Origin of the sequence: Allolucifera butyrica, assembly GCF_900476375.1 — a bacterium.
GTDB lineage: Bacteria > Bacillota > Negativicutes > Sporomusales > UPPP01 > Lucifera > Lucifera butyrica.
In genome coordinates this window covers 1-24,341 of the sequence record NZ_UPPP01000083.1, presented here as the reverse complement: position 1 = coordinate 24,341, position 24,341 = coordinate 1, and the positions used below count along the sequence as shown (strand labels likewise).

28 protein-coding genes are annotated in these 24,341 nt (G+C 47.8%); 27 read left to right on the top strand and 1 reads right to left on the bottom strand.

Annotated elements, in window-relative coordinates:
- The first annotated feature begins 191 nt into the window (after positions 1 to 191).
- From LUCIF_RS15755 to guaB, 4 genes are all read left to right on the top strand, one after another.
- Positions 192 to 392 (top strand): hypothetical protein, encoded by a 201-nt coding sequence (locus tag LUCIF_RS15755; protein ID WP_122628847.1) that lies wholly within the window; start codon positions 192 to 194, stop codon positions 390 to 392.
- Positions 393 to 414: 22 nt separating this feature from the next.
- Positions 415 to 633 carry a 2-hydroxymuconate tautomerase gene (gene thmT, locus LUCIF_RS15750; protein WP_279386967.1) on the top strand — a complete coding sequence of 73 codons (219 nt, stop codon included), beginning with the start codon at positions 415 to 417 and terminating at the stop codon, positions 631 to 633.
- A 67-nt stretch (positions 634 to 700) separates the two neighbouring features.
- Positions 701 to 1,183 (top strand): hypothetical protein, encoded by a 483-nt coding sequence (locus LUCIF_RS15745; protein WP_122628845.1) that lies wholly within the window; start codon positions 701 to 703, stop codon positions 1,181 to 1,183.
- Positions 1,184 to 1,346: 163 nt separating this feature from the next.
- Complete coding sequence (gene guaB / locus LUCIF_RS15740; RefSeq protein WP_122628844.1) at positions 1,347 to 2,801, top strand: IMP dehydrogenase; 1,455 nt, start codon at positions 1,347 to 1,349, stop codon at positions 2,799 to 2,801.
- A 21-nt stretch (positions 2,802 to 2,822) separates the two neighbouring features.
- Here the strand turns inward: guaB and LUCIF_RS15735 are convergent, their stop codons facing one another.
- The gene (locus LUCIF_RS15735) at positions 2,823 to 3,743 is read right to left on the bottom strand and encodes a polysaccharide deacetylase family protein (RefSeq protein WP_122628843.1); all 921 of its coding nucleotides are present in this window, start codon (positions 3,741 to 3,743) and stop codon (positions 2,823 to 2,825) included.
- 119 nt (positions 3,744 to 3,862) lie between these two features.
- Here LUCIF_RS15735 and LUCIF_RS15730 point away from each other — a divergent pair, with 119 nt between their 5' ends.
- The 23 genes from LUCIF_RS15730 to LUCIF_RS15620 form a co-directional block, all read left to right on the top strand.
- On the top strand, positions 3,863 to 5,812 hold the full coding sequence (locus LUCIF_RS15730) for a transglycosylase domain-containing protein (protein ID WP_122628842.1): 1,950 nt from the start codon (positions 3,863 to 3,865) through the stop codon (positions 5,810 to 5,812).
- A gap of 62 nt (positions 5,813 to 5,874) precedes the next feature.
- On the top strand, positions 5,875 to 6,603 hold the full coding sequence (locus tag LUCIF_RS15725; RefSeq protein ID WP_122628841.1) for a WecB/TagA/CpsF family glycosyltransferase: 729 nt from the start codon (positions 5,875 to 5,877) through the stop codon (positions 6,601 to 6,603).
- Positions 6,604 to 6,886: 283 nt separating this feature from the next.
- On the top strand, positions 6,887 to 7,525 hold the full coding sequence (locus LUCIF_RS15720; RefSeq protein ID WP_122628840.1) for a phosphatidylserine decarboxylase family protein: 639 nt from the start codon (positions 6,887 to 6,889) through the stop codon (positions 7,523 to 7,525).
- On the top strand, positions 7,522 to 8,196 hold the full coding sequence (pssA, locus tag LUCIF_RS15715; RefSeq protein ID WP_122628839.1) for a CDP-diacylglycerol--serine O-phosphatidyltransferase: 675 nt from the start codon (positions 7,522 to 7,524) through the stop codon (positions 8,194 to 8,196). The genes LUCIF_RS15720 and pssA overlap by 4 nt, the downstream gene beginning before the upstream one ends.
- A gap of 248 nt (positions 8,197 to 8,444) precedes the next feature.
- On the top strand, positions 8,445 to 9,728 hold the full coding sequence (locus LUCIF_RS15710; RefSeq protein ID WP_122628838.1) for a glycosyltransferase family 2 protein: 1,284 nt from the start codon (positions 8,445 to 8,447) through the stop codon (positions 9,726 to 9,728).
- Positions 9,729 to 9,820: 92 nt separating this feature from the next.
- Positions 9,821 to 10,201 (top strand): 6-carboxytetrahydropterin synthase QueD, encoded by a 381-nt coding sequence (gene queD / locus LUCIF_RS15705; RefSeq protein ID WP_122628837.1) that lies wholly within the window; start codon positions 9,821 to 9,823, stop codon positions 10,199 to 10,201.
- Positions 10,202 to 10,203: 2 nt separating this feature from the next.
- The gene (surE, locus tag LUCIF_RS15700) at positions 10,204 to 10,968 is read left to right on the top strand and encodes a 5'/3'-nucleotidase SurE (RefSeq protein WP_122628836.1); all 765 of its coding nucleotides are present in this window, start codon (positions 10,204 to 10,206) and stop codon (positions 10,966 to 10,968) included.
- An 82-nt stretch (positions 10,969 to 11,050) separates the two neighbouring features.
- Positions 11,051 to 11,467: a TIGR04086 family membrane protein gene (locus LUCIF_RS15695; protein ID WP_122628835.1), complete on the top strand. Its 417-nt coding sequence runs from the start codon at positions 11,051 to 11,053 to the stop codon at positions 11,465 to 11,467.
- Between the two features lie 93 nt (positions 11,468 to 11,560).
- Positions 11,561 to 13,318: an indolepyruvate ferredoxin oxidoreductase subunit alpha gene (gene iorA, locus LUCIF_RS15690; RefSeq protein ID WP_243638739.1), complete on the top strand. Its 1,758-nt coding sequence runs from the start codon at positions 11,561 to 11,563 to the stop codon at positions 13,316 to 13,318.
- Positions 13,315 to 13,902, top strand: a complete 588-nt coding sequence (locus tag LUCIF_RS15685) for an indolepyruvate oxidoreductase subunit beta (RefSeq protein WP_122628834.1) — start codon at positions 13,315 to 13,317, stop codon at positions 13,900 to 13,902. Before iorA ends, LUCIF_RS15685 begins: the two co-directional genes overlap by 4 nt.
- A gap of 47 nt (positions 13,903 to 13,949) precedes the next feature.
- Positions 13,950 to 14,744 carry an S-methyl-5'-thioadenosine phosphorylase gene (mtnP, locus tag LUCIF_RS15680; RefSeq protein WP_122628833.1) on the top strand — a complete coding sequence of 265 codons (795 nt, stop codon included), beginning with the start codon at positions 13,950 to 13,952 and terminating at the stop codon, positions 14,742 to 14,744.
- Between the two features lie 18 nt (positions 14,745 to 14,762).
- Positions 14,763 to 15,806 carry an S-methyl-5-thioribose-1-phosphate isomerase gene (gene mtnA, locus LUCIF_RS15675; protein WP_122628832.1) on the top strand — a complete coding sequence of 348 codons (1,044 nt, stop codon included), beginning with the start codon at positions 14,763 to 14,765 and terminating at the stop codon, positions 15,804 to 15,806.
- Positions 15,807 to 15,808: 2 nt separating this feature from the next.
- On the top strand, positions 15,809 to 17,050 hold the full coding sequence (locus tag LUCIF_RS15670; RefSeq protein WP_122628831.1) for an adenosylhomocysteinase: 1,242 nt from the start codon (positions 15,809 to 15,811) through the stop codon (positions 17,048 to 17,050).
- A gap of 85 nt (positions 17,051 to 17,135) precedes the next feature.
- The gene (locus LUCIF_RS15665; protein WP_122628830.1) at positions 17,136 to 18,416 is read left to right on the top strand and encodes an amidohydrolase; all 1,281 of its coding nucleotides are present in this window, start codon (positions 17,136 to 17,138) and stop codon (positions 18,414 to 18,416) included.
- Positions 18,417 to 18,506: 90 nt separating this feature from the next.
- Positions 18,507 to 19,682: an aminotransferase class I/II-fold pyridoxal phosphate-dependent enzyme gene (locus LUCIF_RS15660; protein WP_122628829.1), complete on the top strand. Its 1,176-nt coding sequence runs from the start codon at positions 18,507 to 18,509 to the stop codon at positions 19,680 to 19,682.
- 13 nt (positions 19,683 to 19,695) lie between these two features.
- On the top strand, positions 19,696 to 20,043 hold the full coding sequence (locus tag LUCIF_RS15655) for an ASCH domain-containing protein (protein ID WP_122628828.1): 348 nt from the start codon (positions 19,696 to 19,698) through the stop codon (positions 20,041 to 20,043).
- A 37-nt stretch (positions 20,044 to 20,080) separates the two neighbouring features.
- Positions 20,081 to 20,656 carry a phosphate propanoyltransferase gene (pduL, locus tag LUCIF_RS15650; RefSeq protein ID WP_122628827.1) on the top strand — a complete coding sequence of 192 codons (576 nt, stop codon included), beginning with the start codon at positions 20,081 to 20,083 and terminating at the stop codon, positions 20,654 to 20,656.
- A 14-nt stretch (positions 20,657 to 20,670) separates the two neighbouring features.
- Positions 20,671 to 20,871 (top strand): DUF4264 family protein, encoded by a 201-nt coding sequence (locus LUCIF_RS15645; RefSeq protein ID WP_207857838.1) that lies wholly within the window; start codon positions 20,671 to 20,673, stop codon positions 20,869 to 20,871.
- A gap of 383 nt (positions 20,872 to 21,254) precedes the next feature.
- Positions 21,255 to 21,458, top strand: coding sequence for a 4Fe-4S dicluster domain-containing protein (locus LUCIF_RS15640; RefSeq protein WP_122628825.1), 204 nt, complete (start codon positions 21,255 to 21,257; stop codon positions 21,456 to 21,458).
- A 19-nt stretch (positions 21,459 to 21,477) separates the two neighbouring features.
- A complete protein-coding gene (locus tag LUCIF_RS15635; RefSeq protein WP_122628824.1) occupies positions 21,478 to 22,545 on the top strand; it encodes a 3-methyl-2-oxobutanoate dehydrogenase subunit VorB in 1,068 nt (355 codons plus the stop codon).
- Between the two features lies 1 nt (position 22,546).
- Complete coding sequence (locus tag LUCIF_RS15630; protein ID WP_122628823.1) at positions 22,547 to 23,299, top strand: thiamine pyrophosphate-dependent enzyme; 753 nt, start codon at positions 22,547 to 22,549, stop codon at positions 23,297 to 23,299.
- Positions 23,296 to 23,844 carry a 2-oxoacid:ferredoxin oxidoreductase subunit gamma family protein gene (locus LUCIF_RS15625; RefSeq protein ID WP_122628822.1) on the top strand — a complete coding sequence of 183 codons (549 nt, stop codon included), beginning with the start codon at positions 23,296 to 23,298 and terminating at the stop codon, positions 23,842 to 23,844. Before LUCIF_RS15630 ends, LUCIF_RS15625 begins: the two co-directional genes overlap by 4 nt.
- Positions 23,845 to 24,122: 278 nt before the next feature.
- Positions 24,123 to 24,341 (top strand): transposase (locus LUCIF_RS15620; RefSeq protein ID WP_503100506.1); only part of this gene is annotated, 219 nt, incomplete at its 3' end.

Sequence of the window (24,341 nt, the reverse complement as noted above, 5' to 3'; positions counted from 1 at the left end):
ACTGACCAAGAAAGCTGCCAAAAAAAGAGGGCGGCCATAGGGCCGCCTAATTATGGGAGAGGAGAAAATTTACATTCTCATTATGCTCCTATTTGGTTCCTTTTATACGGGCTTTGGAAAAATTTTTAAAATTATTTTCATAATCGAAAACATACACTAATCTCAAAAATTTAAAAGGTGGTGAACGGTGTATGCCGGTTGGTTATGAGGAGGAACAACTGATTACGATTGCAGCGGAGTGCCGGGAGTTTGAACATATTATTAACGCCATGGGTTACGGCTATTCTTGGCTTAATGTATCGCCGGATGATTTTGTCCGCCGTTGCAGTGACTGTGTCAACTGGCTAGACGGCAGTTGTGAAATTTTTCAAAGAGAGTTGCAGGGAAAGTAAAAAGTGGTGAAGAACCAAATCTATTAATTTATATAACGGGGGGAGGAAAGAGAAAATGCCAATCGTACAAATTGACATGGTGGAAGGGCGTTCGGCCGAGCAAAAAAGAGCATTGGCCAAGAAAGTAACGGAAGCCATTGTTGAAACTGCCCAGTGCCCGGCAGAAGCAGTTACCATTGTGATCCGGGAAACTACCAAACAAAATATTGCTAAAGCAGGCGTGTTAATGTCCGACAAGTAGTACAAAATGATAACAGCCCATTTCGCTAACGACGAAATGGGCTGTTGCAATAAGGGGGGGATGAAACATGGCCATAATTGATTTTGCAATGACCCTGGAAATAGCAATCCGGCAAGATATGGACCGGTTGCAGTCTACCGCTCCTATTGAACTGGTACCGCTTTTTAATCAATTGCATGCCGTTCAGGAGCGTATGGTATCTTTTCTGCAAAGCTTTAATAGTCAGAGTAACTGTTTACCGGATATAGAAGTTATAAGTTGTTTAGGGACAGATGCGGCCTGGCAGCAAATGTATCAGGCTTATGCCGCAAGGATTGATCCTAACGTAGCACATATGACGATACTATGGACGTTGACCGGCTTTATTGAAAATTCCGCCGCTTTTTACCGGCAGGCTGCCAACAATACGGCTTACCCGTTAGAAAGGCGGTTTTTCCGTTCTGTTTACGAGCTAAAAAGTATTATAAAATTACGCATCCGGGGTTTTGAGAGCATAGCCAATAACCGGCTTTGGTCCGAGCTTGGTTTTGCCCCGTTCACCCTGAGTTAGTACATGATGCTCAACCCAGCGTGGGGGTAGGAAATTGAATTGATAATTTACCCAATACCTCGGCAGAATATTTGGTTATTACATAAAAAGTAGTAGATTGGGCTAGTTTATTTGTGTTATTATATTTGAAATACATAGTAGCCTGTTGAAAGGAGTAAAATTGATGTTTGAGAATAAGTTTGGCCCGGAAGGATTAACTTTCGATGACGTTTTACTGGTACCGGCAAAATCAGAAGTTTTACCGCGGGAAGTGAATGTCAGTACCGATTTGACGCAGCGTATCAAATTAAATATACCGGTTATCAGCTCCGGCATGGATACCGTGACCGAAGCGAGAATGGCGATTGCTATGGCCCGGGAAGGCGGGCTGGGTGTAATTCATAAAAATATGCCTATTGAGAGACAGGCCAATGAAATTGATAAAGTAAAACGTTCCGAGCACGGCATTATTGTTGATCCTATATTTTTATCTCCCGCGAATACGTTGCAGGATGCTCATGATCTTATGGAAAAATATCATATTTCCGGGGTGCCGATAACGGACAACGACCGGCTGGTGGGGATATTAACCAACCGGGATTTACGCTTTGAAACTGCACTAGGCAGAAAAATCGGTGATTGTATGACCCGCGAGCATCTGATCACGTCTCCTGTTGGGACTTCGCTGGAAGAAGCGAAAGAAATATTAAGAAAACACCGGATTGAAAAATTACCATTGGTCGATGCCGACGGTAAGCTAAAAGGTTTAATTACAATCAAAGATATTGAAAAAGCCCAAAAGTATCCCAACTCAGCCAAAGATTCAAAAGGCCGCTTGCTGGTGGCGGCGGCAGTTGGCGTCAGTGCCGATATGATGGAGCGGGTGGAAGCAATTGTCGCAGCGAAAGTCGATGTGATTGTTATTGATACGGCTCATGGCCATTCCCGCGGCGTTATGGAAGCCGTAAGAAAAATTAAGGCCTCCTTTCCTGCTGTTGACCTTATTGCCGGCAATGTTGCCACAGCGGAAGCGACGGTTGATTTAATTAAGGCGGGAGCCGATGCGGTGAAAGTCGGCATTGGTCCCGGTTCGATTTGTACCACCAGAGTGATTGCCGGTATCGGTGTACCGCAGATTACGGCTGTTTATAATTGTGCCACTGCGGCCCGGGCGTTTAAAATTCCCGTTATCGCCGACGGAGGCATAAAATATTCCGGTGATATAACCAAGGCCATTGCTGCCGGCGCTAATGTTGTAATGGTGGGAAATTTATTTGCCGGTACCGAAGAAAGCCCTGGCGAAACCGTTATTTATCAGGGACGGAGCTACAAGGTTTACCGGGGAATGGGCTCACTGGGGGCCATGGCCCAGGGCAGTAAGGACAGGTATTTCCAGGAGAATATGGATAAACTGGTTCCGGAAGGGATTGAAGGCCGGGTTCCTTATAAGGGAACGCTGGCCGATACGGTATTTCAACTCGTTGGCGGTCTCCGCGCCGGCATGGGCTATTGCGGCGTAGCTACTATCGAGGATTTAATAAAAAAATCGCGGTTCATTCGTATTACCGGAGCGGGACTCAAGGAAAGTCATCCCCATGATATCAGCATTACCAAAGAATCTCCCAACTACAGTTTGTAAAATATATAAAAACACCGTCAGCTACCAGGCTGGCGGTGTTTTTAGGTTTACGACTTTAAATTCAAAACCATTGTCTTTAAAATACTTGATGATCGAAGGCAGGGCTTTCACAGTTTCGCCGTGCCCGGGGCCATCATGCATTAAAACGATGGCATGGCTCCATAAATATTTGTTCTGCATTTGATAGATTACATTTTGCACCAGATCCGCCGCCTTGGCGCGGGAGGCATCACCGGAACTGACATTCCAGCTTATATCGGTATATCCCTCTTCTTTTAATAAAGTCCAATATTGTTTGGTAAAACTGCCTACTGTACCGCCCGGAGCCCGGGCGATGCGGGGACGTACACCAAGAATACGCTTTATAATTTGGTCATTATGCCGGAGTTGTTCCATATAAGCCGCCGGCGACCGGTAGAGTTGCCGGTATATGTGATTATAAGAATGATTGCCGATGGCATGGCCCTCGTTATAAATACGTTTTAATAACGGCGCGGATTTTTCCACCTGCGTTCCGACAACAAAAAAGGTAGCTTTAATTCCGTTCTTTTTAAGAATATCCAGGACAAGCGGGGTATTGTACCGATCCGGGCCGTCGTCAAACGTTAAATAAACTGTTTTGACGCCATAATACGGTTTTACATCGGGTAGCGCGGCGGGTAACTTTTTTTCTTTTCGTTCCGTTACAGTGTATGGGTCATAAACCGGTTTATCCGTATCCGCGCCGTCGGTTGCCATTGCCGGCAGCAGATATACCGCGGAATTTTGCTCCGGCCGGTCCGGCGAAAAGGAAGGGGGCGGGCTGGAATCCGTAATAACCGGCGCCGGCCCGGTGGCTGCGGAAACATTAACCGGCGGAATATAGAAAGGAAAGACTGCAATTATAATAAAGAAAATGTTTAAGCTACAAAGCACACGAAAGACGAAGGCGGACTTGGTCATGAAGATGCTCCTGCTTATAATTTTAGCTACTTTATTCGCCGGCCCGCAAGGATATTCCTCTGCGCGTTAAACTTGTCAAGGAATGGATATACTACAGGCAAGAAGGAGGGAACAAGGCAATGCGGCATTCTATCCGGTCAATCATTATAATGGCGTTTGTTGTCAGTAGCCTGGTTGTAAGTGGCTGTGCCTTTTGGGGACTTCCCGAAGTCAATAATTTGGAAAATCTTAAATTAATGACTGCGACCCAGGTTTTTGATATACATGGGCAGCTTATATCAAAATTATTTGAAGAAAATCGTATCGTCGTTTCCATTAATAATATTTCGCCATATATCCAGGAAGCAATTATTGATAATGAAGATACCCGTTTTTACAGTCACATGGGCGTCGACCCGATTGGGATTCTTCGCGCCTTGTGGATTGATTTGCTGCACGGCCGCATCGTGGAAGGAGGAAGTACAATTACGCAGCAATTGGCCAAAAATATGTTTTTGACCCAGGAACAAACACTAAGCCGTAAATTGAAGGAAGCACTGCTGGCAATTATTATTGAACGTAAGTTTTCCAAACAAGAGATTTTACAGGCCTATCTGAATCAGATTTATTTCGGGGAAGGAGCCTATGGAGTAGAGGCCGCCTCGCAAGTTTACTTCGGTAAGCATGCCGTTGAATTATCTTTAGGTGAAAGTGCTATGTTAGCCGGACTGCCGCGAGGACCTAATATTTTTTCTCCCTATGTTGATAAGAAAGCCGCTTTGCAGCGCCGCCAGGTTGTTTTGGAAGGAATGGTCAAGGCAGGAGATATTACCGAAGAGGAAGCGCAGCGGGCGGCCGCCGAACCATTGAAGCTGGCCGGCCGGAAAAAGCGTACCGTACAAGCTTCGTATTTTTTGGATTATATTGCCAATGAACTGGTTGGACGATATGGGGCTAACCGGGTTTATAAAGGCGGGTTAAAGGTTTACACAACCCTGGACAGCAATGTGCAGAAAGCCGCGGAAAGGGCGTTGGGAAAATATCAAGGAGCTGTTCTGGCGCTGGATCCGCGCACAGGTTATATTGAAGCCATGGTAGGCGGACGAAATTACGCCGAGAGTCAAATTAACCGGGTCATAACCGAAGTCCGCCAACCCGGTTCTGCTTTTAAGCCCTTTGTTTACGCCACGGCTTTAAACCGGGGATTGGCGGCCAATACGGTTATTGTTGATGAGCCGATTAATATTGATGGTTACGCACCGCATAACTACGATGAAAAATTTCATGGTCCGATGATTTTAAAAAAAGCGTTACGGCTGTCAATTAATATTGTAGCCGTAAAACTGGCGCAGCAGCTGGGGGTCGAACACGTTCTTGACCTGGCCAAATCCATGGGAATTACGACTCTGGTCCCCGGTGACAATAATCTGGCTGCTGCGTTAGGCGGACTGACGCAAGGGGTCAATCTGATGGAACTGACTACGGCTTATAGTGCAATTGCCAATGGCGGTATTTTATCCCGCCCGATTGCCATCTTAAAAGTACTGGATCAAAATGGTCAGGTTCTGGAAGAAACCAATTTGCATCAACAAGCTGTCTTAAAACCGGAGATGGCTTATATTTTAATGGATATGATGAAAGGGGTACTGGAGAACGGCACCGGCAAAGCGGGCAATATTGGCCGTCCGTCCGCCGGCAAAACCGGAACGACCGATAATTTTCAAACCGCTTGGTTTGTGGGATTTACACCGGATTTGCTGACAGGCATTTATGTGGGAAATGACGATCATACGCCGGTGGGTATATCGGGGGCGGAAGTTGCCGGAATGTGGGGCACGATGATGAAGCAGGCACTGAAAGACAGTAAACCGGTTGATTTTCCGGTTCCTCCTAACGTGATTACCGGGGTTCCGATTGCGGCCAATACAGGCAAACTGGCTACTCCCCGCACTCGGGAAATAGAATATTGTTCCTTCATCAAAGGCACGGAGCCGACAGAGCCGGATCACCGTAAAGAAGCCGGGCCGCCTGCCTTTGGACCGGACCAAAACAAGGATACTCCCCGTTGGAAGCTCTCTCCCTGGTGGTGATTGCCGGGGTCTTCGGATTGTGTTAAAATATGTCATAGACTAGGAGAGGGAGAACAGAATCCGTGGAGAAGCAAGTAGACGTTTTAAATGTTCAGGTTGATGCGGTTACAATGGAGGAAGCTTTGTCGATTCTGGAGCAGTTTATCAGGGATGGCAGGCCGCACTTAATTGCCACGGCAAATGCGGAAATGATTATGATGGCCCAGAAAGACCGCGAGCTGGCGTCGGTTCTGACCCAGGCTTCCCTGGTGATACCGGATGGTGCAGGGGTAGTTTGGGCGGCCCGTTATTTAGGGGTTGACATGCCGGAACGGGTGGCCGGATTTGATTTATCCCAGCGGCTGTTGTCGGCCGCGGCCGGTAAAGGATACAAGGTATACCTGTTTGGCGGTGCACCCGGAATTGTCGATAGGGCGAAGGCTATGGCCGAAAAACAATATCCGGGATTACAAATTGTCGGACGGCGAAATGGCTTTTTTACACCGGAGGAGGACGAACTGATTATCAATCATATTAAGGCCTCGCAGCCAGAGATTTTGTTAGTCGGTTTGGGAGTCCCCAAACAGGAAAAATGGCTGGCAAAGAATTTAGCACGGCTGGGAGTGCCGGTTGTTATCGGGGTTGGTGGAACATTCGACGTAATGGCGGGTGCGGTCAAACGGGCCCCTTTATGGATGCAGCAAGCCAATATGGAATGGTTATACCGGTTGCTGTCCCAGCCGCAACGGGCTATACGGATGTTAGCTTTACCGCGCTTTGTATGGCGCGTTGTGACGGGCAAAAAGTATTAGACAAAGCCAATATGGTATATTATAATAGGTTGAGAAATACAGGAGAGGCAAGTTTTTACGCTTGCTTCTGTTTTTGTGGCACCGGAAAATGTAACTTTTTCGACGGTTTTAGCGTTGGAGCGCACGCCGGAAAAACGCGGCGGCGTTTTCCTAAAAGTATAGAAACCATAAATTTTAAAGACTGCATAAATGTTTCAGACGGTTTTCTCGCGCCTTGTGCCACAAGCCGAAAGACCGCGCGGTCTTCTTATGAAAGCGGGATTGCCCATAAGGAGGTGGATAAATGGTTCAAACACCGATTGTAAAAGAAGGGTTTATATATATAGCTATGCTTGCCCTAATTACAGTCATTACATTTTTGGCTGTTAATCCATATTGGAGTATTATTCCGGGAGTTTTGACGGCGTTTGTCACTTTCTTTTTTCGGAATCCCAACCGGGCTGTGCCGGAGGATGATACTTTGGTAGTATCACCGGCCGATGGAAAAGTAATGGGTGTTTGTGATGTATATGACGACCAGTTTTTAAATGATTACGGCAAGAAGGTTATCATCTTTTTATCCGTGTTTGATGTGCATGTTAACCGCAGCCCGATTGTCGGCGAGATCCTGTTTCAACAATATACTTGCGGCCGCTTCCGACCGGCGTATAAAGAATCGGCCGGCTGCGAAAATGAAAGACATGCCATTGGCTTGGAAAACAAACGGATGCGGGTTCTGGTAACCCAAGTGGCCGGCATTTTGGCCCGGCGCATTGTATCCTGGGTTACTCTGGGTAATGATCTTAAGTTGGGAGAACGATACGGCATGATTAAGTTTGGCTCTTGTACGGAAGTGATTGTTCCGCAAAGTGTTGAAATACTGGTGAAAAAGGGTGACAAAGTAAAAGGCGGGGAAACGATTATCGGGAGGTGGCGCGATTGAAAAGCCTGATTCCCAATCTATTAACGGCTTCAAATTTAGTATTTGGTATGATAGCGATTATTTCTACGTTCGCCGGTCAGTTTTTCCAGGCGGCGCTGTTCATTGTAATTGCCATGGTTGCCGACGGAATGGACGGCAGAGTAGCAAGGTACTTTAAAGTAAGCAGTGATTTTGGCAAGGAACTGGATTCCCTTTGTGATTTAGTTTCGTTCGGCGTGGCTCCGGCCATGCTTGCTTACGCTTTTTCCCTGAAAGACTTCGGTGTGGCCGGCACCGCCGTTGCGGCCGCTTTTGCAACATGCGGTGCATTGCGTCTGGCTCGGTTTAACGTAAATACGTCAACCGTGAAGGGCTATTTCATGGGTTTACCCATACCTGCCGGCGGCTGCGTGGTTGCGACCTTTGTGGCGCTGGGCGTCAGGCCGTCCGGTTGGACTTTTCCCGTCATCGTGGCCATTTTTGCGTATTTAATGATTAGTACAATTAAGTATCCCGATTTCAAAGGCCATGGGGAACGGGTCCGTTTGTTCCCTGCCATACTGACGCTGCTTCTGGCTGCCTACATATTGTTTACCGTGCCCAAAGCTTTATTATTTGTCATTTTTTTCTCCTATTCCATACTGGGGATCCTGAATACCGCCTTTAGTTTATTTGATAATAAATCGGTTTAACGGGTCAGCGGACTCATGTTTTTGTTCCGGTTGGGGCAAAGTATCTAGTAAGTGACGCAAACAGCCCCAAAAACGAAATATTGAACGGTTTTATTTCCATTTCGGCGATGAAATGGGGAATTCTGCTTCCGGAATCCGCTTTCTACGTCTTGACAGTTTGTCTGACAGAATTTACAATTGTTTTTATGTTAAGCTAAGAAGACCGTAGAAGCATAATGCCGGTGGTTTTAAAAAGGAGAATAATCTTCATGAACTACACTTTTGACTATGTAATGATTCCAATGCAGTTTATTATTGTCTTTTTTACATTATATTATTTTATTATCGCGTTTTTTGGGATGTGGCGGCGAAAAGAACATAAGATTCTAACCCCCCAAAAGACATTTGCGATCGTAGTCGCAGCTCACAATGAAGAAAAAGTAATTGGCCAACTATTGGAAAACCTGCATGTTTTACATTATCCGCGCGAATTGTATGATATATTTGTCGTTGCCGACAATTGTACCGATAAAACAGCAGATATTGCCCGCTCGGACGGCGCTCTCGTTTATGAACGGTATAATCAGCAGGAACGCGGCAAGGGCTACGCAATCGAGTGGATGTTCGGCAATCTGTTTCATTTGGATCGTACATACGATGGTGTTGTTGTTTTTGATGCGGATAATCTCGTTCATCCGGATTTTTTAATGGAAATGAACAACCGGCTATGCAAAGGAGAAAAGGTGATTCAAGGTTATTTAGATGCCAAGAATCCTTATGACAGTTGGATTGCCGGGACATTTGCCATTTCCTTCTGGGTGGTGGACCACATCTGGCATTTAGCAAAATATAATCTGGGACTCTCAAGCGTATTGGGCGGCACGGGGATGTGTATCTCCAGCGATGTACTCCGGAAGTTTGGCTGGGGAGCCACCTGTTTAACGGAAGATATGGAATTTACCATGAAAGTTCTGCTGGAAGGCATTCCTACGACATGGGCCCATGATGCGATTGTCTACGATGAGAAACCACTTACCTTTATGCAGTCATGGAACCAGCGAAAACGTTGGGCGCAAGGTCACTTTGACTGCGCCGGACGGTATATTCCGCGGTTGTTGGTTGAGGGAATTAAAAGAAGAGATATCCGGATTTTGGATGGTATTATCCATCTGTTGCAGCCCCATTTTTTAATTTTGTCAACAATTTTTGTCCTGCTTAGTTATATATATCATGTAGTTCCGTTTTATACCAATATTTTATATATGATATTACCCGTTGAAGTATGGACGGTTATCGCCATCGGACAGTATGTTTTTCCTATCATAGTGCTGGCACGAATCCGCCCTCACTGGAAAGCCTGGTTTTATCTCATCTTATATCCCTTGTTCGTCTATAGCTGGATACCAATCACTTTTTTGGGATACTTGCACAGGCATGACCGGGTGTGGAGCCACACCGTTCACACACGCAGCATTCGGTATCATGACGTTTTAATCAATCAGTCGTCGAATTTTTCAAAAGAGAATTTATTAAGTAAACATGCCGCTAAATAATCTTGACCAATTTCTAAGATGAGTTTTAAACTCATCTTTTTTCACATTAATTATGATGATAACTATAATAAGCGAATCATGGAGGATTATTTATGTTTGAATTAACAATTACTACTGATTTTGAAGCGGCACACCGGATACCCGAGTATCCCGGAAAGTGCCAGCGCCTGCACGGGCATAATTGGAAAGTGGAAGTAGCTGTTAGTGGCGAAGGGTTAGACCATTTGGGAATGTTAGTTGATTTTAGAGTTTTGAAGCAGGAAGTTGCCAAGGTAATTGCAACGTTGGACCATTATTATCTGAATGAGCTGGCAGCCTTTCAGACTATCTGTCCTACGGCGGAGAATATTGCCTGTCACATCTATAAAAAATTGGTTAAAAGCGCTTCGTTGCCGGCTGCTGTTACCGTTTCCTATGTTAAAGTATGGGAATCTCCTTATTCGGCTGTCAGCTACCGGGAAGGAGGCCAATAATTTTGCATGTTCTGTTGACTAATGATGATGGAATTAACGCCCAGGGCATTCAGGCGCTATGGAAAGCGATTGCCGAAATTGCCACCGTTACCGTCGTTGCCCCGGATGTGGAGCGCAGCGCCACCAGTCAGGCCATTACGGTGCATCATCCAATCCGGGTTGACCGGCATTGTATTGAGAATCCGGCTATCTGTGCCTGGAGGATTGGGGGGACCCCTACGGACTGTGTAAAAATTGCTCTGGAAGCACTATTGCCGGCAGCCCCGGATATTGTTGTTTCGGGAATTAATCACGGACCCAATCTGGGAACCGACGTACTCTATTCCGGCACGGTCAGTGCAGCGATTGAAGCGGCTATGCACCGGCTACCCGCCATTGCCGTGTCGCTGGATAACGGGAACCCGTTTGAATTTGAAACGGCGGCCCAATTTACCCGCCGGTTGCTTTTGGAAATGCCTCACCATTCATTGCCGCCCAATACACTGCTTAATGTAAATATACCTTCCCTACAGGGTGATAAAATCCAGGGGGTAGCGATTACCAAGCTGGGAGTAAGGCGGTATGAAAATACGTTTGAACGCCGTCAGGACCCCCGGGGCAGAATTTACTACTGGATGGGAGGCCAGGTAGCCGATGAGGAAGACGACCCGGCTACGGATGTTACGGCCATAAAAAACGGTAAAATCTCGATTACTCCGATTCATTTTGATCTTACTAATTACGGGATTATACAGGAAGTAAGGAATTGGAATCTCTCCTTTAACTAATGTACCGTTCTTGCCTCTTATTCTTAGCATATTTGGCCACGTCCCGCATAAATTTACAGTAAAACTGCAAGGGGGGAGCCGTGTGGCCAGAGTGAGCCGGAATTCGTCCTTAACACCACCGCGAAAAACCCAAAGTGCGGTTACTGTAATTATAAAAGGTGCCTTCATGAGTCTTTTTGTCTCAGTGATATGCACTTTGCTGTTGTCGTTGGTCAGTTTGATTGCGGAAAATTTGAGACTGGATCATTATGTCCAATATATCATGGTTGCCATTACTATGCTTAGCATCTTTATCGGCAGCGCCTTTGCCACCCAAAAAGCGGCGTCTATGGGACTGATCCTCGGCATGACGATCGGCGTCGTTTATGTTTTGCTTTCCGTAGCGATTGGCATGAAACTGTCCCATGAAACCATTTCTTTACTGGTGTTGGCCAATAAATTGGCAGCGGGTATTGCCGCCGGTGCATTAGGCGGTTTAGTGGGGATAAATTTATCCTGAAAGAGAGCAGGATTTCCTGCAAAAAATGGTGAATGTAGGCAGTATATATCCACATTTTGCACCTTGAACTGTTGAGTGACAGACTTGTGAAAAGTGGAATTATACGGCGAAAGGGTGACGGTTATTAAGAAGCTACTGTCAGGAAATGAAGCAATTGCCCGGGGTGCTTACGAGGCAGGTGTCCGGGCTGCTACTGCATACCCTGGTACTCCGAGCACGGAAATACTGGAGAATATTGCTCAATACGATGAGATTTACAGCGAGTGGGCACCGAATGAAAAAGTAGCGGTTGAAGTGGCGCAGGGAGCCTGTTTTGCCGGCGCCCGCAGTCTGGTGGCGATGAAACATGTTGGGGTTAATGTTGCCGCCGACCCGCTTTTTTCTTTGTCTTATACCGGGGTAAACGGCGGTTTTATTGTTGTTTCCGCCGACGATCCGGGCATGCACAGTTCACAGAATGAACAGGATAATCGCTATTATGCCAAATTTATGAAGATGGTATTGTTGGAACCGTCGGACAGTCAGGAAGCGAAAGACTTCGTACTTGCCGGTTTGGAAATCAGCGAACAATTCGATATACCTGTTTTTTTACGGACAACAACCAGAATTGCTCATTCAAAAGGCTTAGTAACACTGGGAGAACGGGCAGCTGCTCCGATGCGCCCCTATGAAAAAAATATGGCCAAATATGTTGTTGTTCCGGCCAATGCCCGGCGGTTGCGTCTTTCACTGGAACAGCGGCTTCATAAACTGGCCCGGTTTGCCGAAACCTTTCCCGGTAACCGGATTGAGGGAAGTGGTAAGGAATTTGCCGTTATAACCAGTGGCATCTCTTATCAGTACACTAAGGAAGCGCTGGGAGAAAAAGCGACGATCCTAAAACTGGGCATGACTTTTCCCTTGCCGGAAAATTTAATTAAGAATTTCATTGCCCGTTTTGAGCGGGTTTATGTGATTGAAGAAGGCGAACCGTATCTGGAAGAACAGATTAAAGCCATGGGATTGCGGGTAGTTGGCAAGGAACTCTTGCCACGAATCGGAGAAATGAGCACCGCCGTTATTAAACAGGTTTTACTGCAGGAAGAAGCGGTCTTAACGGAACCCTTGCCCGAAATGCCGGCAAGACCGCCGGTACTCTGTCCGGGCTGTCCCCACCGGGGCGTGTTTTATGTTATTAATAAACTGGGGGCTGTTGTAACAACCGATATTGGCTGTTACACTTTAGGCGCTTTGCCGCCCTTAAATTCGGGTGAAACCAGTATTTGTATGGGTTCCAGTATCGGTAATGCCATGGGAATGTCCAAAATGCTGCCGGATAAGAAAATCGTGGCTACGATCGGTGATTCGACATTCCTGCATTCCGGGGTAACCGGTTTAATGGATGTGGTTTACAACCGGGGAATTCTTACGCTGGTAATCCTGGACAATGCGATTACCGGCATGACAGGACACCAGCATCATCCGGGAACCGGCTTTACAGTAAAGAATCAGCCTACCAATAAGATTGATTTGGAAGCGGTTGTCCGGGCTTGCGGCGTAAAGAAGGTTTGGACCGTGAACGCCTATAATTTGACGGAAGTAGAGGCGGCGCTGACAGAGGCCGTCCACTCTGGGGAACCGGCTGTTGTGATTACCAGACAGCCTTGTGTGCTGATAGAAAAAAATAAAAAACGGCTCCCTTATTCAATTGATAAAAACTGTAAATATTGTAAAATGTGTTTGCGTTTAGGTTGTCCGGCCATTGAAAATAAAGCGGATGCGGTTGTTATTAATCCGGCTTTATGCAATGGCTGCGGCGTGTGTGGGCAAATATGCAAATTCCAGGCCATCGGAAAGGAGGCCCAATCATGAATCATGCCGCGGCAAATGTGTTAATTGTGGGCGTTGGCGGGCAAGGTACCCTGTTAGCCAGTAAAATTCTTGGTTTGGCGGCGCAGCTTTCCGGCCTGGATGTTAAACAATCGGAGGTTCATGGCATGGCGCAGCGGGGCGGCAGTGTGGTAACGTATGTCCGGTTTGCCGCCAAAGTTTACTCGCCGTTGGTCGAAAAGGGACAAGCCGACATGATTCTGGCTTTTGAAAAACTGGAAGCCCTGCGCTGGGCCAATTATTTAAAGATCGGCGGGACGCTGATTGTGAATGAGCAGGAAATCCTTCCCATGCCGGTTATTACCGGTGAGGCGAAGTATCCCGGGCAGATTTTTGAGAAGCTAGCCCGACAGGATATACGCGTCATTCCGGTGCAGGCCGTACGCTTGGCCGGGGAAATCGGCGAACTTCGCGCAACCAATGTGATTCTTCTCGGGGTCGCGGCCAGACTGCTTGGCTTTAAACAGGAAGTTTGGCAGCAAGCGATCGAAGAAGCGGTGCCGGCCAAAGCGCTGCCGGTTAATTTAGGGGCCTTTACTCGGGGATGGAACTTACAGGCAGTCTAAAAGAATTTTATTTATATAAGACAAAATGTTGACCGAGGTGGTAAAAGATGATTCGTATAGCAATTATCGGGGGAACCGGTGTATACGACCCCGGCATATTAAAGAATTTACGGGAAGAAACAATAAATACCCCCTACGGAGTCGTGCAGTGCAAAATCGGGGAGTTTAACGGACAGGCAATTGCCTTTATTCCGCGTCACGGGAGCACGCATTCCATTCCGCCCCATCTGATTAATTACCGGGCTAATCTTTGGGCAATAAAAAAGCTGGGCGTGGAAAATATCATTGCAACGACCGCGGTCGGTTCCTTGAATCCGGCGATGAAACCCGGTGATTTTGTACTGGTTGACCAATTCCTGGATTTTACGAAAAACAGAATCACCACTTTTTATGAAGGGGGTAAGCGCGGCGTTGTTCATGTTGACGTAACCGAGCCGTATTGTCCCACTTTGCGGCAAAAATTACTCCAGGCCAGTGAAAATACCGGCATTGCCCTGCATGCAAGGGGAACTTACGTATGTGCCGAAGGCCCCCGGTTTGAGACGCCGGCGGAAATTAAGATGTTTGCCAAGTTAGGCGGTGATCTGGTGGGAATGACGAATGTGCCGGAAGTGGTTCTGGCCAGGGAAGCGGAGATTTGCTATACGACCGTTTCCATGGTAACCAATTTTGCTGCCGGTATAGCCCCTAACCCGTTAACGCATGGGGAGGTATTGGAAACGATGAAGGCCAACGCGGAAAATATTAAAAAGCTGATTATGGCGGCTATCGGTCTTATCGCCGGTGCCGGCGACTGCAGTTGCCGGCATGCCCTGGCGGAATACGGCGGATTTAAATTATAGTAAAAGTGGTGAGTTGCTTTGCACACTGCGGTAGAATGGAAAGAGGGACGGTTACGGTTGTTAAACCAGACCTTGCTGCCGGTACAAACGGAGTATATTGAATGTACGGACTGGCAACGGGTGGCTACGGCTATACAGCGGCTTGAGGTTCGCGGCGCCCCGGCGATTGGAGCGGCCGCCGCGTTTGGCTTGCTTCTCGGCGCCATGGAAGTCACCCATACGCCCGATGATTTTGCGTCTAAACTGTTTGTTATAGCCGAAAAGTTAAAGGCCACCCGGCCAACAGCGGTAAATTTATTTTGGGCCATTGACCGGATGCTGCGAGTCTGGGAGCAAAATCAAGCAAAAGAAGTGCCCGGCTTAATTCAGGCGATGGAACAGGAAGCAATTCAGATCGCTGCCGAGGATGTCCAGGTTAACCGGCGCATCTCAGTCCTCGGCGCCCAGTTATTTACGGCACCCGCCAGCGTGCTGACTCACTGCAATGCCGGCGCGCTGGCAACGGTCGGTTTCGGCACGGCACTGGGCGTTATCCGTCAGGCCTGGTCCGATGGGAATATTATCCGTGTATTTGCCGACGAGACGCGCCCGTTGCTGCAGGGGGCACGTCTTACAGCCTGGGAACTTATGCAGGAAAGCATTCCAGTTACGCTAATAACGGACAACATGGCCGGCTGGGTGATGAAAAACAACATGGTTCAGGCGGTTATCGTCGGAGCCGACCGCATTACTTTAAATGGGGATGTGGCCAATAAAATCGGTACTTACAGCGTTGCCGTCCTGGCCAAAGAACACCGTATTCCTTTCTATGTGGCGGCGCCGCTGTCTACGTTTGATTTTACCAAGCAGACGGGGGACGAAATTCCGATTGAGGAACGCAGCGCTGCGGAAGTCACTCGGTTGGGAGGACAGCCAATTGCACCGGCAGGGGTTGACGTGTTCAATCCGGCCTTTGACGTAACTCCCAATCAGCTTGTTACTGCCATTATTACGGAATACGGTATCCTGCGGGCGCCGTATGACATTTCAATCGCCAGAATAAAGAAAGGTGGTCCTGAATAAAGATGGAATCCATGATTCGTGACCGTGCGTTAGCCCCGCAAGGGCTGGATAAAATCAACTGGGTTAAAGGGTTTATGCCGGTATTAAATGTTTTGAATAATGAGTTGTCTGTTTCCCGGCCGCTGGCGGGTAAAAACGTGGTGGTTACCATGCATTTGGAGGCAAAAACGGCGTATTTGGCAATAGTGCTGAAAAATGCGGGGGCTAATGTCGCTGTGACCGGAAGCAATCCTTTATCCACCCAGGATGATGTGGCGGCCGCCCTGGCCGAACAGGGGGTAACCGTATTTGCCTGGTATAATTCAACCGCGGCGGAATATGAAGAATTCCTTCATAAAGCGCTTGATACAAAACCGAACATTATCGTTGATGACGGCGGCGACCTGGTATCGCTGCTGCACGGAAAACGGAGCGAAATGGCCCGGAACATTCTGGGCGGTTCGGAAGAAACCACCACCGGTGTAATTCGGCTGCGGGCCTTGGCGGCGGAAACCCGGCTCAAGTTTCCTATGATTGCCGTCAATGACGCCTATTGCAAATATCTGTTTGATAACCGGTATGGAACCGGGCAATCAACCTGGGACGGCATTATGCGGACTACCAACCTTACGGTGGCCGGCAAGACTGTGGTTATTGCCGGCTACGGCTGGTGCGGCAAGGGGGTCGCCATGCGGGCCAAAGGACTTGGCGCCAACGTGATCGTAACGGAAGTTGACCCGATTAAAGCGATCGAAGCAGTATTTGACGGGTTTCAAGTTATGCCGATGCAGGATGCGGCCCGCCGGGGCGATATTTTTGTAACCCTTACCGGCTGTAGGGATGTGATCCGTCAGGAACATATGAAGGTTATGAAATCCGGTGCCGTGTTGGCCAATGCCGGCCACTTTGATGTTGAAATCAACAAGGAAGATTTAGATCTTCTAGCCGTGGCCCGCAAACAAGCGCGGAAAAATATTGAGGAATATACTTTGGCCGATGGCCGTAAACTGTATCTTTTGGCGGAAGGCCGCTTGGTTAATTTGGCTGCCGGTGACGGTCATCCGACGGAAATTATGGATCTGTCCTTTGCCATGCAGGCGTTGGCGGTGCTGCATATTGCGGAGCATGGGGCGTCAATGGAAAACAAGGTATACAATATTACGGATGAATTAAATGTGCGGGTTGCCAATTTAAAGCTGCAAGGCATGCAAATTCAGATTGACAGCCTGTCGACGGAACAGAAAAAGTATTTGTCTCAAGCCTGAACGAAATTTTATCCGGATTGAAATTGCCGGCTGAAAAGGGAATCGAAGCCGGCTTAGAGTATCTAGCATGCGGAGGGTTATTGGGATGGGAAAGACGGTATTGAAAAATATTGAATGGTTAGGCAGCGACAACCGGGTGCATCAGGGGGATATTGGCATTGATAACGATGTGATCGTCGCTGCGGGAACCCTTGATTCTAACTGGCAGCCCGACCGGATTATCGACGGTACCAATAAATTAGCCGTTCCCGGGTTCATCAACACGCATACCCATGCGGCGATGACGCTGTTTCGCAGTTATGCCGACGATATGCAACTGATGGATTGGCTGCAAAATAAAATTTGGCCGGCTGAAGCCAAATTGGAACAAGATGATATTTATTGGGGCACCTTATTGGCGATTGCCGAAATGATCAAAACCGGCACAACCACTTTTGCCGATATGTATTTCTCCATGCAGGAAATAGCCCGGGCCGTTGAGGAAAGCGGCATACGGGCCGTGTTGGCGCGGGGGATGGCCGGAGTTACGCCGAATGCGGAGCAGGCGTTACTGGAAAGTGAAACCTTTTTCAAAGAATATCATAACAGTTGCGACGGCCGCATTACGGTTATGCTGGCGCCGCATGCCCCATACACCTGCCCGCCGCCTTATCTGAAAAAAGTTGTTCAACTGGCGGAAAAACTGGGTGCGGAAATTCATACGCATTTGTCTGAAACCGCCGGCGAAGTGGAAGATTGTCTTAAGGAATACGGCGCATCACCCATCGCCCTGATGGAAGAGGTCGGCTTACTGGCCCATGGCGTATTAGCCGCCCATTGTGTGCATGTGTCGCTGCAGGATATTGAGATTATGCGGGAAAGAAATGTCCGGGTAGCGCATAATCCCGGCAGCAATCTGAAACTGGCCAGCGGTATTGCGCCGGTGCCTCAGATGCTGGCTGCGGGAATTTGTGTCGGTTTGGGAACCGACGGCGCTGCCAGTAACAATAATCTGGATATGCTGGAAGAAACCCGTCTGGCCGCTTTGGTGCATAAGGCCAATACAGGGGATCCGTTAGCCGTGCCGGCGGCTTTTGCCTTACAAATGGCAACGGCAAACGGAGCCTTTGCCCTGGGTCTGGGAGACCGGACCGGAAAGCTGGATACGGGCTGCAAAGCGGACATTACTATCTTTGATATTCAGGCTCCGCACTGGTATCCGCGTCACGACCGGCTTTCCCTGCTTACTTATGCCGCTTCCGCCGGTGATGTTCATACGGTGATTGTAAACGGGCGGATTCTGATGGAGAACCGTCGCCTTACCACGCTGGATGAAGAACGGATTTATGCCGAATGCCAGGCGAGAGGAATGCGGCTTTGCCGATAATTATCGCCCCGCCGGCAGGAATTGTTCCTTTTCATAGGGAAATAACTATAAAAAGACTGGTATTATAATTGCGAAGTGTGGGGGATTCTCATGTTTAATCCGGCTCGACGGATGCAGGGATTAACGTCGGCGATTTTTTCGGAGGTTGACGAACTGCGCAAAAAAGAAGTTGCTGCCGGCAACGATGTAATTACGTTAAGCATTGGCAGTCCGGACATGGCTCCCGCGGCGCATATTATCGAGGCATTAAAGAATGCCGTTATCGAGCCGCATAGTTATGGCTACACTCTATCCAAAGGGACACCCCGCTTTTTGGCTGCCGTGGCAGAGTGGTACGGCAAGAATTACAACGTAAAACTGGATCCTGAAACCGAAATTCACTCGCTAATGGGTTCCCAGGATGGCCTGGCCCATATTGCTTTGTGTTTCGCCAATCCCGGCGATGTAGTGCTTGTTCCCGATCCCGGCTATCCCATTTTCAGTGCCGGGCCGTCGATTGCCGGCGCGGAATTATACAGGATGCCTCTGACTGCGGCCAATCATTATCTGCCGGATTTGGATTCATTACCGGAAAATGTCTTGCGCCGGACCAAGCTGATGATTATTAATTATCCGAATAATCCTTTGGCCGCCACCGCTACCCCGGAATTTTATCAACGGGTGGTAGCTTTGGCCCATGAATATCAATTTTTAGTATGCAGTGACTTTGCTTATAGCGAATTGGTATTCGACGGTTATAAACCGGAGAGTTTTCTCTCCATACCGGGTGCCAGGGAAATCGGCATTGAGTTCAATTCGCTTTCTAAAACATATAATATGGCAGGATGCCGGGTTGCCTTTGTTGTCGGCAATTCGCAGGCAATTGCCGAATTAGGGCGGCTTAAATCCAATTTTGATTATGGAATCTTTTATCCGGTTCAGCAAGCGGCGGTTGCCGCTTTAACCGGACCTCAGGATTGTGTAAAAGCAACCGCCGATACATACCGGCGGCGCCGTGATATTCTCGTTGACGGATTAAACAACGCCGGCTGGCCAGTTGACCGTCCGCGCGCTTCCATGTATATTTGGGCACCTGTTCCCGCCGCACAGTTATCGGTTGATTTCACCATTGATTTGCTGAAAAATACCGGTGTGGCGGTAATTCCCGGTAAAGCTTTCGGCCAGTGCGGTGAAGGATTTGTCCGCATTGCCCTGGTTCAACCGGAAGTCAGGCTAAAGGAAGCGGTTCACCGGATTCAAACCTGGTTTGGCAAACTTAACAGATAGGGAGGAAAGTTGAATGCGTGCGCTTAATTTTTATTCAGCCAATTATCACAGCCAATTAGTATGCCGGCGAAAGACCTGTACGATCCGTCTTGGCGATAAGACCGGCAAATATGCTGAAGGAGACATTGTCTGGGTTACTGTCGGTAAACGGTTTGCCCAAAAGAAAAAAATATACACGGCCGTCATCGACCGGGTGCTTGTGAAACCCATTGCTCAATTGACAATGGACGATTTGCAGGGTGAAAATCCGGATTTAACCAGCGTAGATGATTTACTGTTATTTTTGCAGTCCATCTATGATAAGTCCTTAATACCCAGTGATATCGTAACTGTAATTTACTTTTCCGAGATTATTGAATAACTACAATACCTGTTGACGCAAAGGAGTGTTTTTAATTATGTCCAATGTAAAAATACCGGTAGGAATCTCTGCCCGCCATGTCCATGTAACCCGTGAGCACCTTGATATATTGTATGGTGAGGGGTATCAGCTTACTGTAAAAAAGGATCTGTCCCAGCCGGGGCAATTCGCTGCGGAAGAAACGGTAGATATTGTAACGGAAAAAGGTTCTTTTAAGGGAGTGCGTATTTTAGGACCGGAACGCAAGAAGACGCAAATCGAAATTGCGCTCACCGATGCCCTGAAATTAAAAATAAGTCCTCCTGTAAGAGATTCGGGTGATATTAGCAATTCACCGGGAATTACCCTGGTTGGACCGAAGGGGTCCGTAACCGTGGAGGAAGGCGTTATTGCCGCCGGCCGTCATATCCATATGACTCCCGCTGATGCCGGGAAGTTGGGACTCAAAGACAAAGATATTGTAAAAGTAGCGGTTCCCGGTGAACGGGCGCTGATTTTTGACCAGGTGCTCATCCGGGTCAATGAAAATTTTTACCTGGAAATGCACGTGGACACAGACGAAGGCAACGCGGCTAAGATCAAGACGGGAGATTTGGTGGAAATCATAAAATAGAGGCGTGATTCAACGTGTCGACAATCAATGATACTAACCAGGGAAAGCTTGATATGATCGCCAGCAGGACTTTTCCTTCCGAGAACGTCCTGGTTGACGTTGTTGATTTTTTGAACAAATCTCTAAAGCGGGATGGTTATATCTTTGGTGTCAGTAAATCAGGCGAAAAGATGACAATTGTCATTTATGAAACCGGTAAAATACCCCGTGATTAATAACACGGGGTATTTTGTATTCAACTGGAATTGCAGGATTTTTTCGGTTCTTTTCGAATATCCTTCTGTGGAGGATATGAAGTGAGATTGTTTTTTGGTCCCATTTTTCGCAGTCATCTGTCATTCGACAATAATTTCTCCAGAGAAGGATAAACTTAATGAATTTTAAACGAAATGTCAAGTTATTGTGGCTATAGATTGGGAGAAAATATTGTCGCCATAGGTTCAGAATGTGAAATGGGGGTTTTGTAATCTCTTTCGGGGAAAAGTATGATTTAACGCCGGGTGTTGCGGGTATATTTACCAGGAAGGCTATAAAGCCTAGGTACGGCCATTGAAGAGTTTGGTTTTTCCACAACGATAAACGAGCAGGAGGGAATTTCATGCCAAAACCGGTTTTTAATGAAGAAAGGTGTAAGGGGTGCGAATTATGTACCACCGTATGTCCGAAAAAAATAGTAATCATTGCGAATCGTTTCAATAGTAAAGGCTATCGGCCGGCAAGCTGCTCCGATGAGTCCAAATGTATCGGCTGCATGCTTTGCGCCAAAACTTGTCCCGACATGGTCATTGAGATTCACAAATAAACATAGGGGAGAGATCAATGTGGCAGAGAAAATATTAATGAAAGGCAATGAAGCCATTGGCGAAGCAGCCATTGTTGCCGGTTGCCGTCATTATTTCGGCTATCCTATTACGCCGCAGACAGAGCTGACGGAGTATATGGCCCGGCGTATGCCGCAGCTTGAAGGGGTCTTTTTACAGGCCGAAAGCGAGATAGCGGCGATTAACATGGTTTACGGCGCAGCGGGGGCAGGCGCCCGGGTCATGACGTCGTCTTCAAGTCCGGGGATTAGCTTGAAGCAAGAAGGTATTTCCTACATTGCCGGTGCCGAGCTGCCCTGCGTGATTGTCAATATTATGCGCGGCGGTCCCGGGTTAGGCAGCATTCAGCCCGCTCAGGGAGATTACTTTCAGGCCACAAAGGGCGGCGGACATGGTGACTATCGCTTGCTGGTTTTAGCGCCGAACTCAGTTCAGGAATTGGTTGATCTGACAATTTTATCGTTTGATCTGGCCGATACCTATCGAACACCGGTCATGCTGCTGGGAGACGGTGCGCTGGGGCAGATGATGGAACCGGTAAAATTTGCCGCCGAAAAGACGGGCTATATTGCCAAACCCTGGGCGGCTACGGGCTTACGGGGACGTCAAACGCCGAATATTATCAATTCCTTGCATTTACAGCCGGAAAAATTAGAAGAGCATAATATTCATTTGCAGAAGAAATTTGCGCAAATTGCCGGCAGGGAAGTACGGTATGAAGAATTATATACGGAGGATGCGGAAATTATCCTGGTGGCTTATGGCATTACTTCCCGGATTGCCCGTTCGGCTATGGAGAAGGCAAGGGCGGAAGGAATTAAAGCCGGTATGTTCCGGCCGGTCACGTTATGGCCGTTTCCAGCCGCACCGTTGGCCCGGCTGGCGGCAAAAGCCCAAACCTTTTTAACGGTGGAATTAAGCGCCGGTCAAATGGTGGAAGATGTACGCCTGGCTGTAAACGGGGCCAAGCCGGTTCATTTTTATGGCCGGACCGGCGGTATGATGCCCAGCCCGAAATCAATATATAATGAAATCGTAAAAATAGTGAATGGCAAGGGGGGCAAGTAGAGTGGCGGAAAAATTATTTTGTAGGCCGAATGCGCTGAAAGACATGGCATTTCATTATTGTCCGGGTTGCCATCATGGAATTATTCACCGGCTGGTGGCGGAAGTAATTGATGAATTGGATATTGGCGAAAGAGCGATCGGCGTGGCTCCCGTCGGCTGCTCCGTGTTAGCTTATGAATATTTTAACTGCGACATGTTTGAAGCCGCCCATGGCCGGGCGCCGGCCGTAGCAACCGGCGTGAAGCGGGTTCATAATGATGCCGTTGTTTTTACTTATCAGGGGGACGGGGATTTAGCGGCCATAGGTTGTGCGGAAATTGTGCATGCGGCCGCCCGGGGCGAAAAGATTACAACCATTTTTGTTAATAATGCCATTTACGGCATGACGGGCGGGCAAATGGCGCCTACAACCCTGGTAAACCAAGTAACGAACACCTCACCCTATGGGCGCGACCCGTCAACAGCCGGGATGCCTATCCGTATGTCCGAAATGCTGGCAACGCTCGACGGGGCAAAATACATTGCCCGGGTTGCCGTCAATAATCCTGCCAATATGGCAAAAGCGAAAGCGGCTGTTAAAAAAGCCTTTGAAGTGCAAATGGACCAACTTGGTTTTGCTATGGTGGAAGTTTTGTCAACCTGTCCCACCAATTGGGGAATGAATCCCGTTGAAGCGACCCGCTGGCTGGAGAAGAATATGATTCCTTACTATCCGCTGGGTGTATTTAAAACACCGGAAGGGGTGGCAAAATGATCCACGAAATGATTATGGCCGGTTTTGGCGGGCAGGGAGTTATGCTGATGGGGCAGCTCTTAACCTATGCCGGAATGCTGGAAAACCGGAACGTATCCTGGATTCCGTCGTATGGTCCGGAAATGCGCGGGGGAACAGCCAATTGTTCGGTAATTGTTTCCGATGAACCCATTGGCGCCCCGGTAGTTTCGGAGCCTACTACAGTGGTAGCTATGAATTTGCCGTCATTGGATAAATTCGAATCTTCGCTCAGGCCCGGCGGAATTCTTATCATTAACAGTTCGCTAATCGATAGAAATGCTCAACGCCGGGATATTCAAACATTTAGGGTGCCCGCCAATGATATTGCCGCCGAACTGGGCAATAATAAAGTTACCAACATGGTGGTGCTTGGTGCCTTAGTTGCCGCTACCGGCGCCGTTGAACAGGATTCGGTTTTGCAGGCATTTGCTAAGATTTTTGCCAAAAAACCGGAACTGAAGACGATTAATGAACAGGCCATCCGTCGTGGAGTGGAACATATCAGTAATTTGAAAGCCAATTAAACGGTTAAGAAAGACCGCTAACGGGGTCTTTCGGCTCATGGTGCAGGGCTCAGGGCGCGGAAAACCTACTCACAATCCCTTCAGTCCTTGGATCCGTAAGAACTTACAGGCTCTTAAAACTTATAAATTCTAATACATTTAGAAAGATACTCCGGTCAATTGGAGGCCACTGAAAAAGTCCCTATGATGCTAAAAAAGGTATAGTCTCTCAATAAAACTGAAGAGGCTGTACCTTTTTTCCTGTATAATTAAGGTATCAAAGGGAGCAGGTGAGTCAAATGATACAACAACAACAAGCCATGGTTTTAAGTCCCTATATAGAGCTCTATAACTTGATTATTCCCAAGGATAATATGCTGCGACAAATCAGCGAACTTGTTGATTTCTCCTTTGTGTATGAGGAATTGAAAGAGCGCTATTGTCTGGATAATGGCAGAAATGCGATTGACCCGATTCGGATGTTTAAATATTTGCTGCTCAAAACGATCTTCGAACTG

Excerpts from the sequence above, each read along its gene's own strand:
- LUCIF_RS15755 (WP_122628847.1), top strand. The coding sequence starts at position 192 with ATGCCGGTTGGTTATGAGGAGGAACAACTGATTACGATTGCAGCGGAG.
- LUCIF_RS15745 (WP_122628845.1), top strand. The coding sequence starts at position 701 with ATGGCCATAATTGATTTTGCAATGACCCTGGAAATAGCAATCCGGCAA.
- guaB (WP_122628844.1), top strand. The coding sequence starts at position 1,347 with ATGTTTGAGAATAAGTTTGGCCCGGAAGGATTAACTTTCGATGACGTT.
- LUCIF_RS15735 (WP_122628843.1), bottom strand. The coding sequence starts at position 3,743 with ATGACCAAGTCCGCCTTCGTCTTTCGTGTGCTTTGTAGCTTAAACATT.
- LUCIF_RS15730 (WP_122628842.1), top strand. The coding sequence starts at position 3,863 with ATGCGGCATTCTATCCGGTCAATCATTATAATGGCGTTTGTTGTCAGT.
- LUCIF_RS15720 (WP_122628840.1), top strand. The coding sequence starts at position 6,887 with ATGGTTCAAACACCGATTGTAAAAGAAGGGTTTATATATATAGCTATG.
- LUCIF_RS15710 (WP_122628838.1), top strand. The coding sequence starts at position 8,445 with ATGAACTACACTTTTGACTATGTAATGATTCCAATGCAGTTTATTATT.
- queD (WP_122628837.1), top strand. The coding sequence starts at position 9,821 with ATGTTTGAATTAACAATTACTACTGATTTTGAAGCGGCACACCGGATA.
- LUCIF_RS15685 (WP_122628834.1), top strand. The coding sequence starts at position 13,315 with ATGAATCATGCCGCGGCAAATGTGTTAATTGTGGGCGTTGGCGGGCAA.
- mtnP (WP_122628833.1), top strand. The coding sequence starts at position 13,950 with ATGATTCGTATAGCAATTATCGGGGGAACCGGTGTATACGACCCCGGC.
- LUCIF_RS15670 (WP_122628831.1), top strand. The coding sequence starts at position 15,809 with ATGGAATCCATGATTCGTGACCGTGCGTTAGCCCCGCAAGGGCTGGAT.
- LUCIF_RS15665 (WP_122628830.1), top strand. The coding sequence starts at position 17,136 with ATGGGAAAGACGGTATTGAAAAATATTGAATGGTTAGGCAGCGACAAC.
- LUCIF_RS15660 (WP_122628829.1), top strand. The coding sequence starts at position 18,507 with ATGTTTAATCCGGCTCGACGGATGCAGGGATTAACGTCGGCGATTTTT.
- LUCIF_RS15655 (WP_122628828.1), top strand. The coding sequence starts at position 19,696 with ATGCGTGCGCTTAATTTTTATTCAGCCAATTATCACAGCCAATTAGTA.
- pduL (WP_122628827.1), top strand. The coding sequence starts at position 20,081 with ATGTCCAATGTAAAAATACCGGTAGGAATCTCTGCCCGCCATGTCCAT.
- LUCIF_RS15640 (WP_122628825.1), top strand. The coding sequence starts at position 21,255 with ATGCCAAAACCGGTTTTTAATGAAGAAAGGTGTAAGGGGTGCGAATTA.
- LUCIF_RS15625 (WP_122628822.1), top strand. The coding sequence starts at position 23,296 with ATGATCCACGAAATGATTATGGCCGGTTTTGGCGGGCAGGGAGTTATG.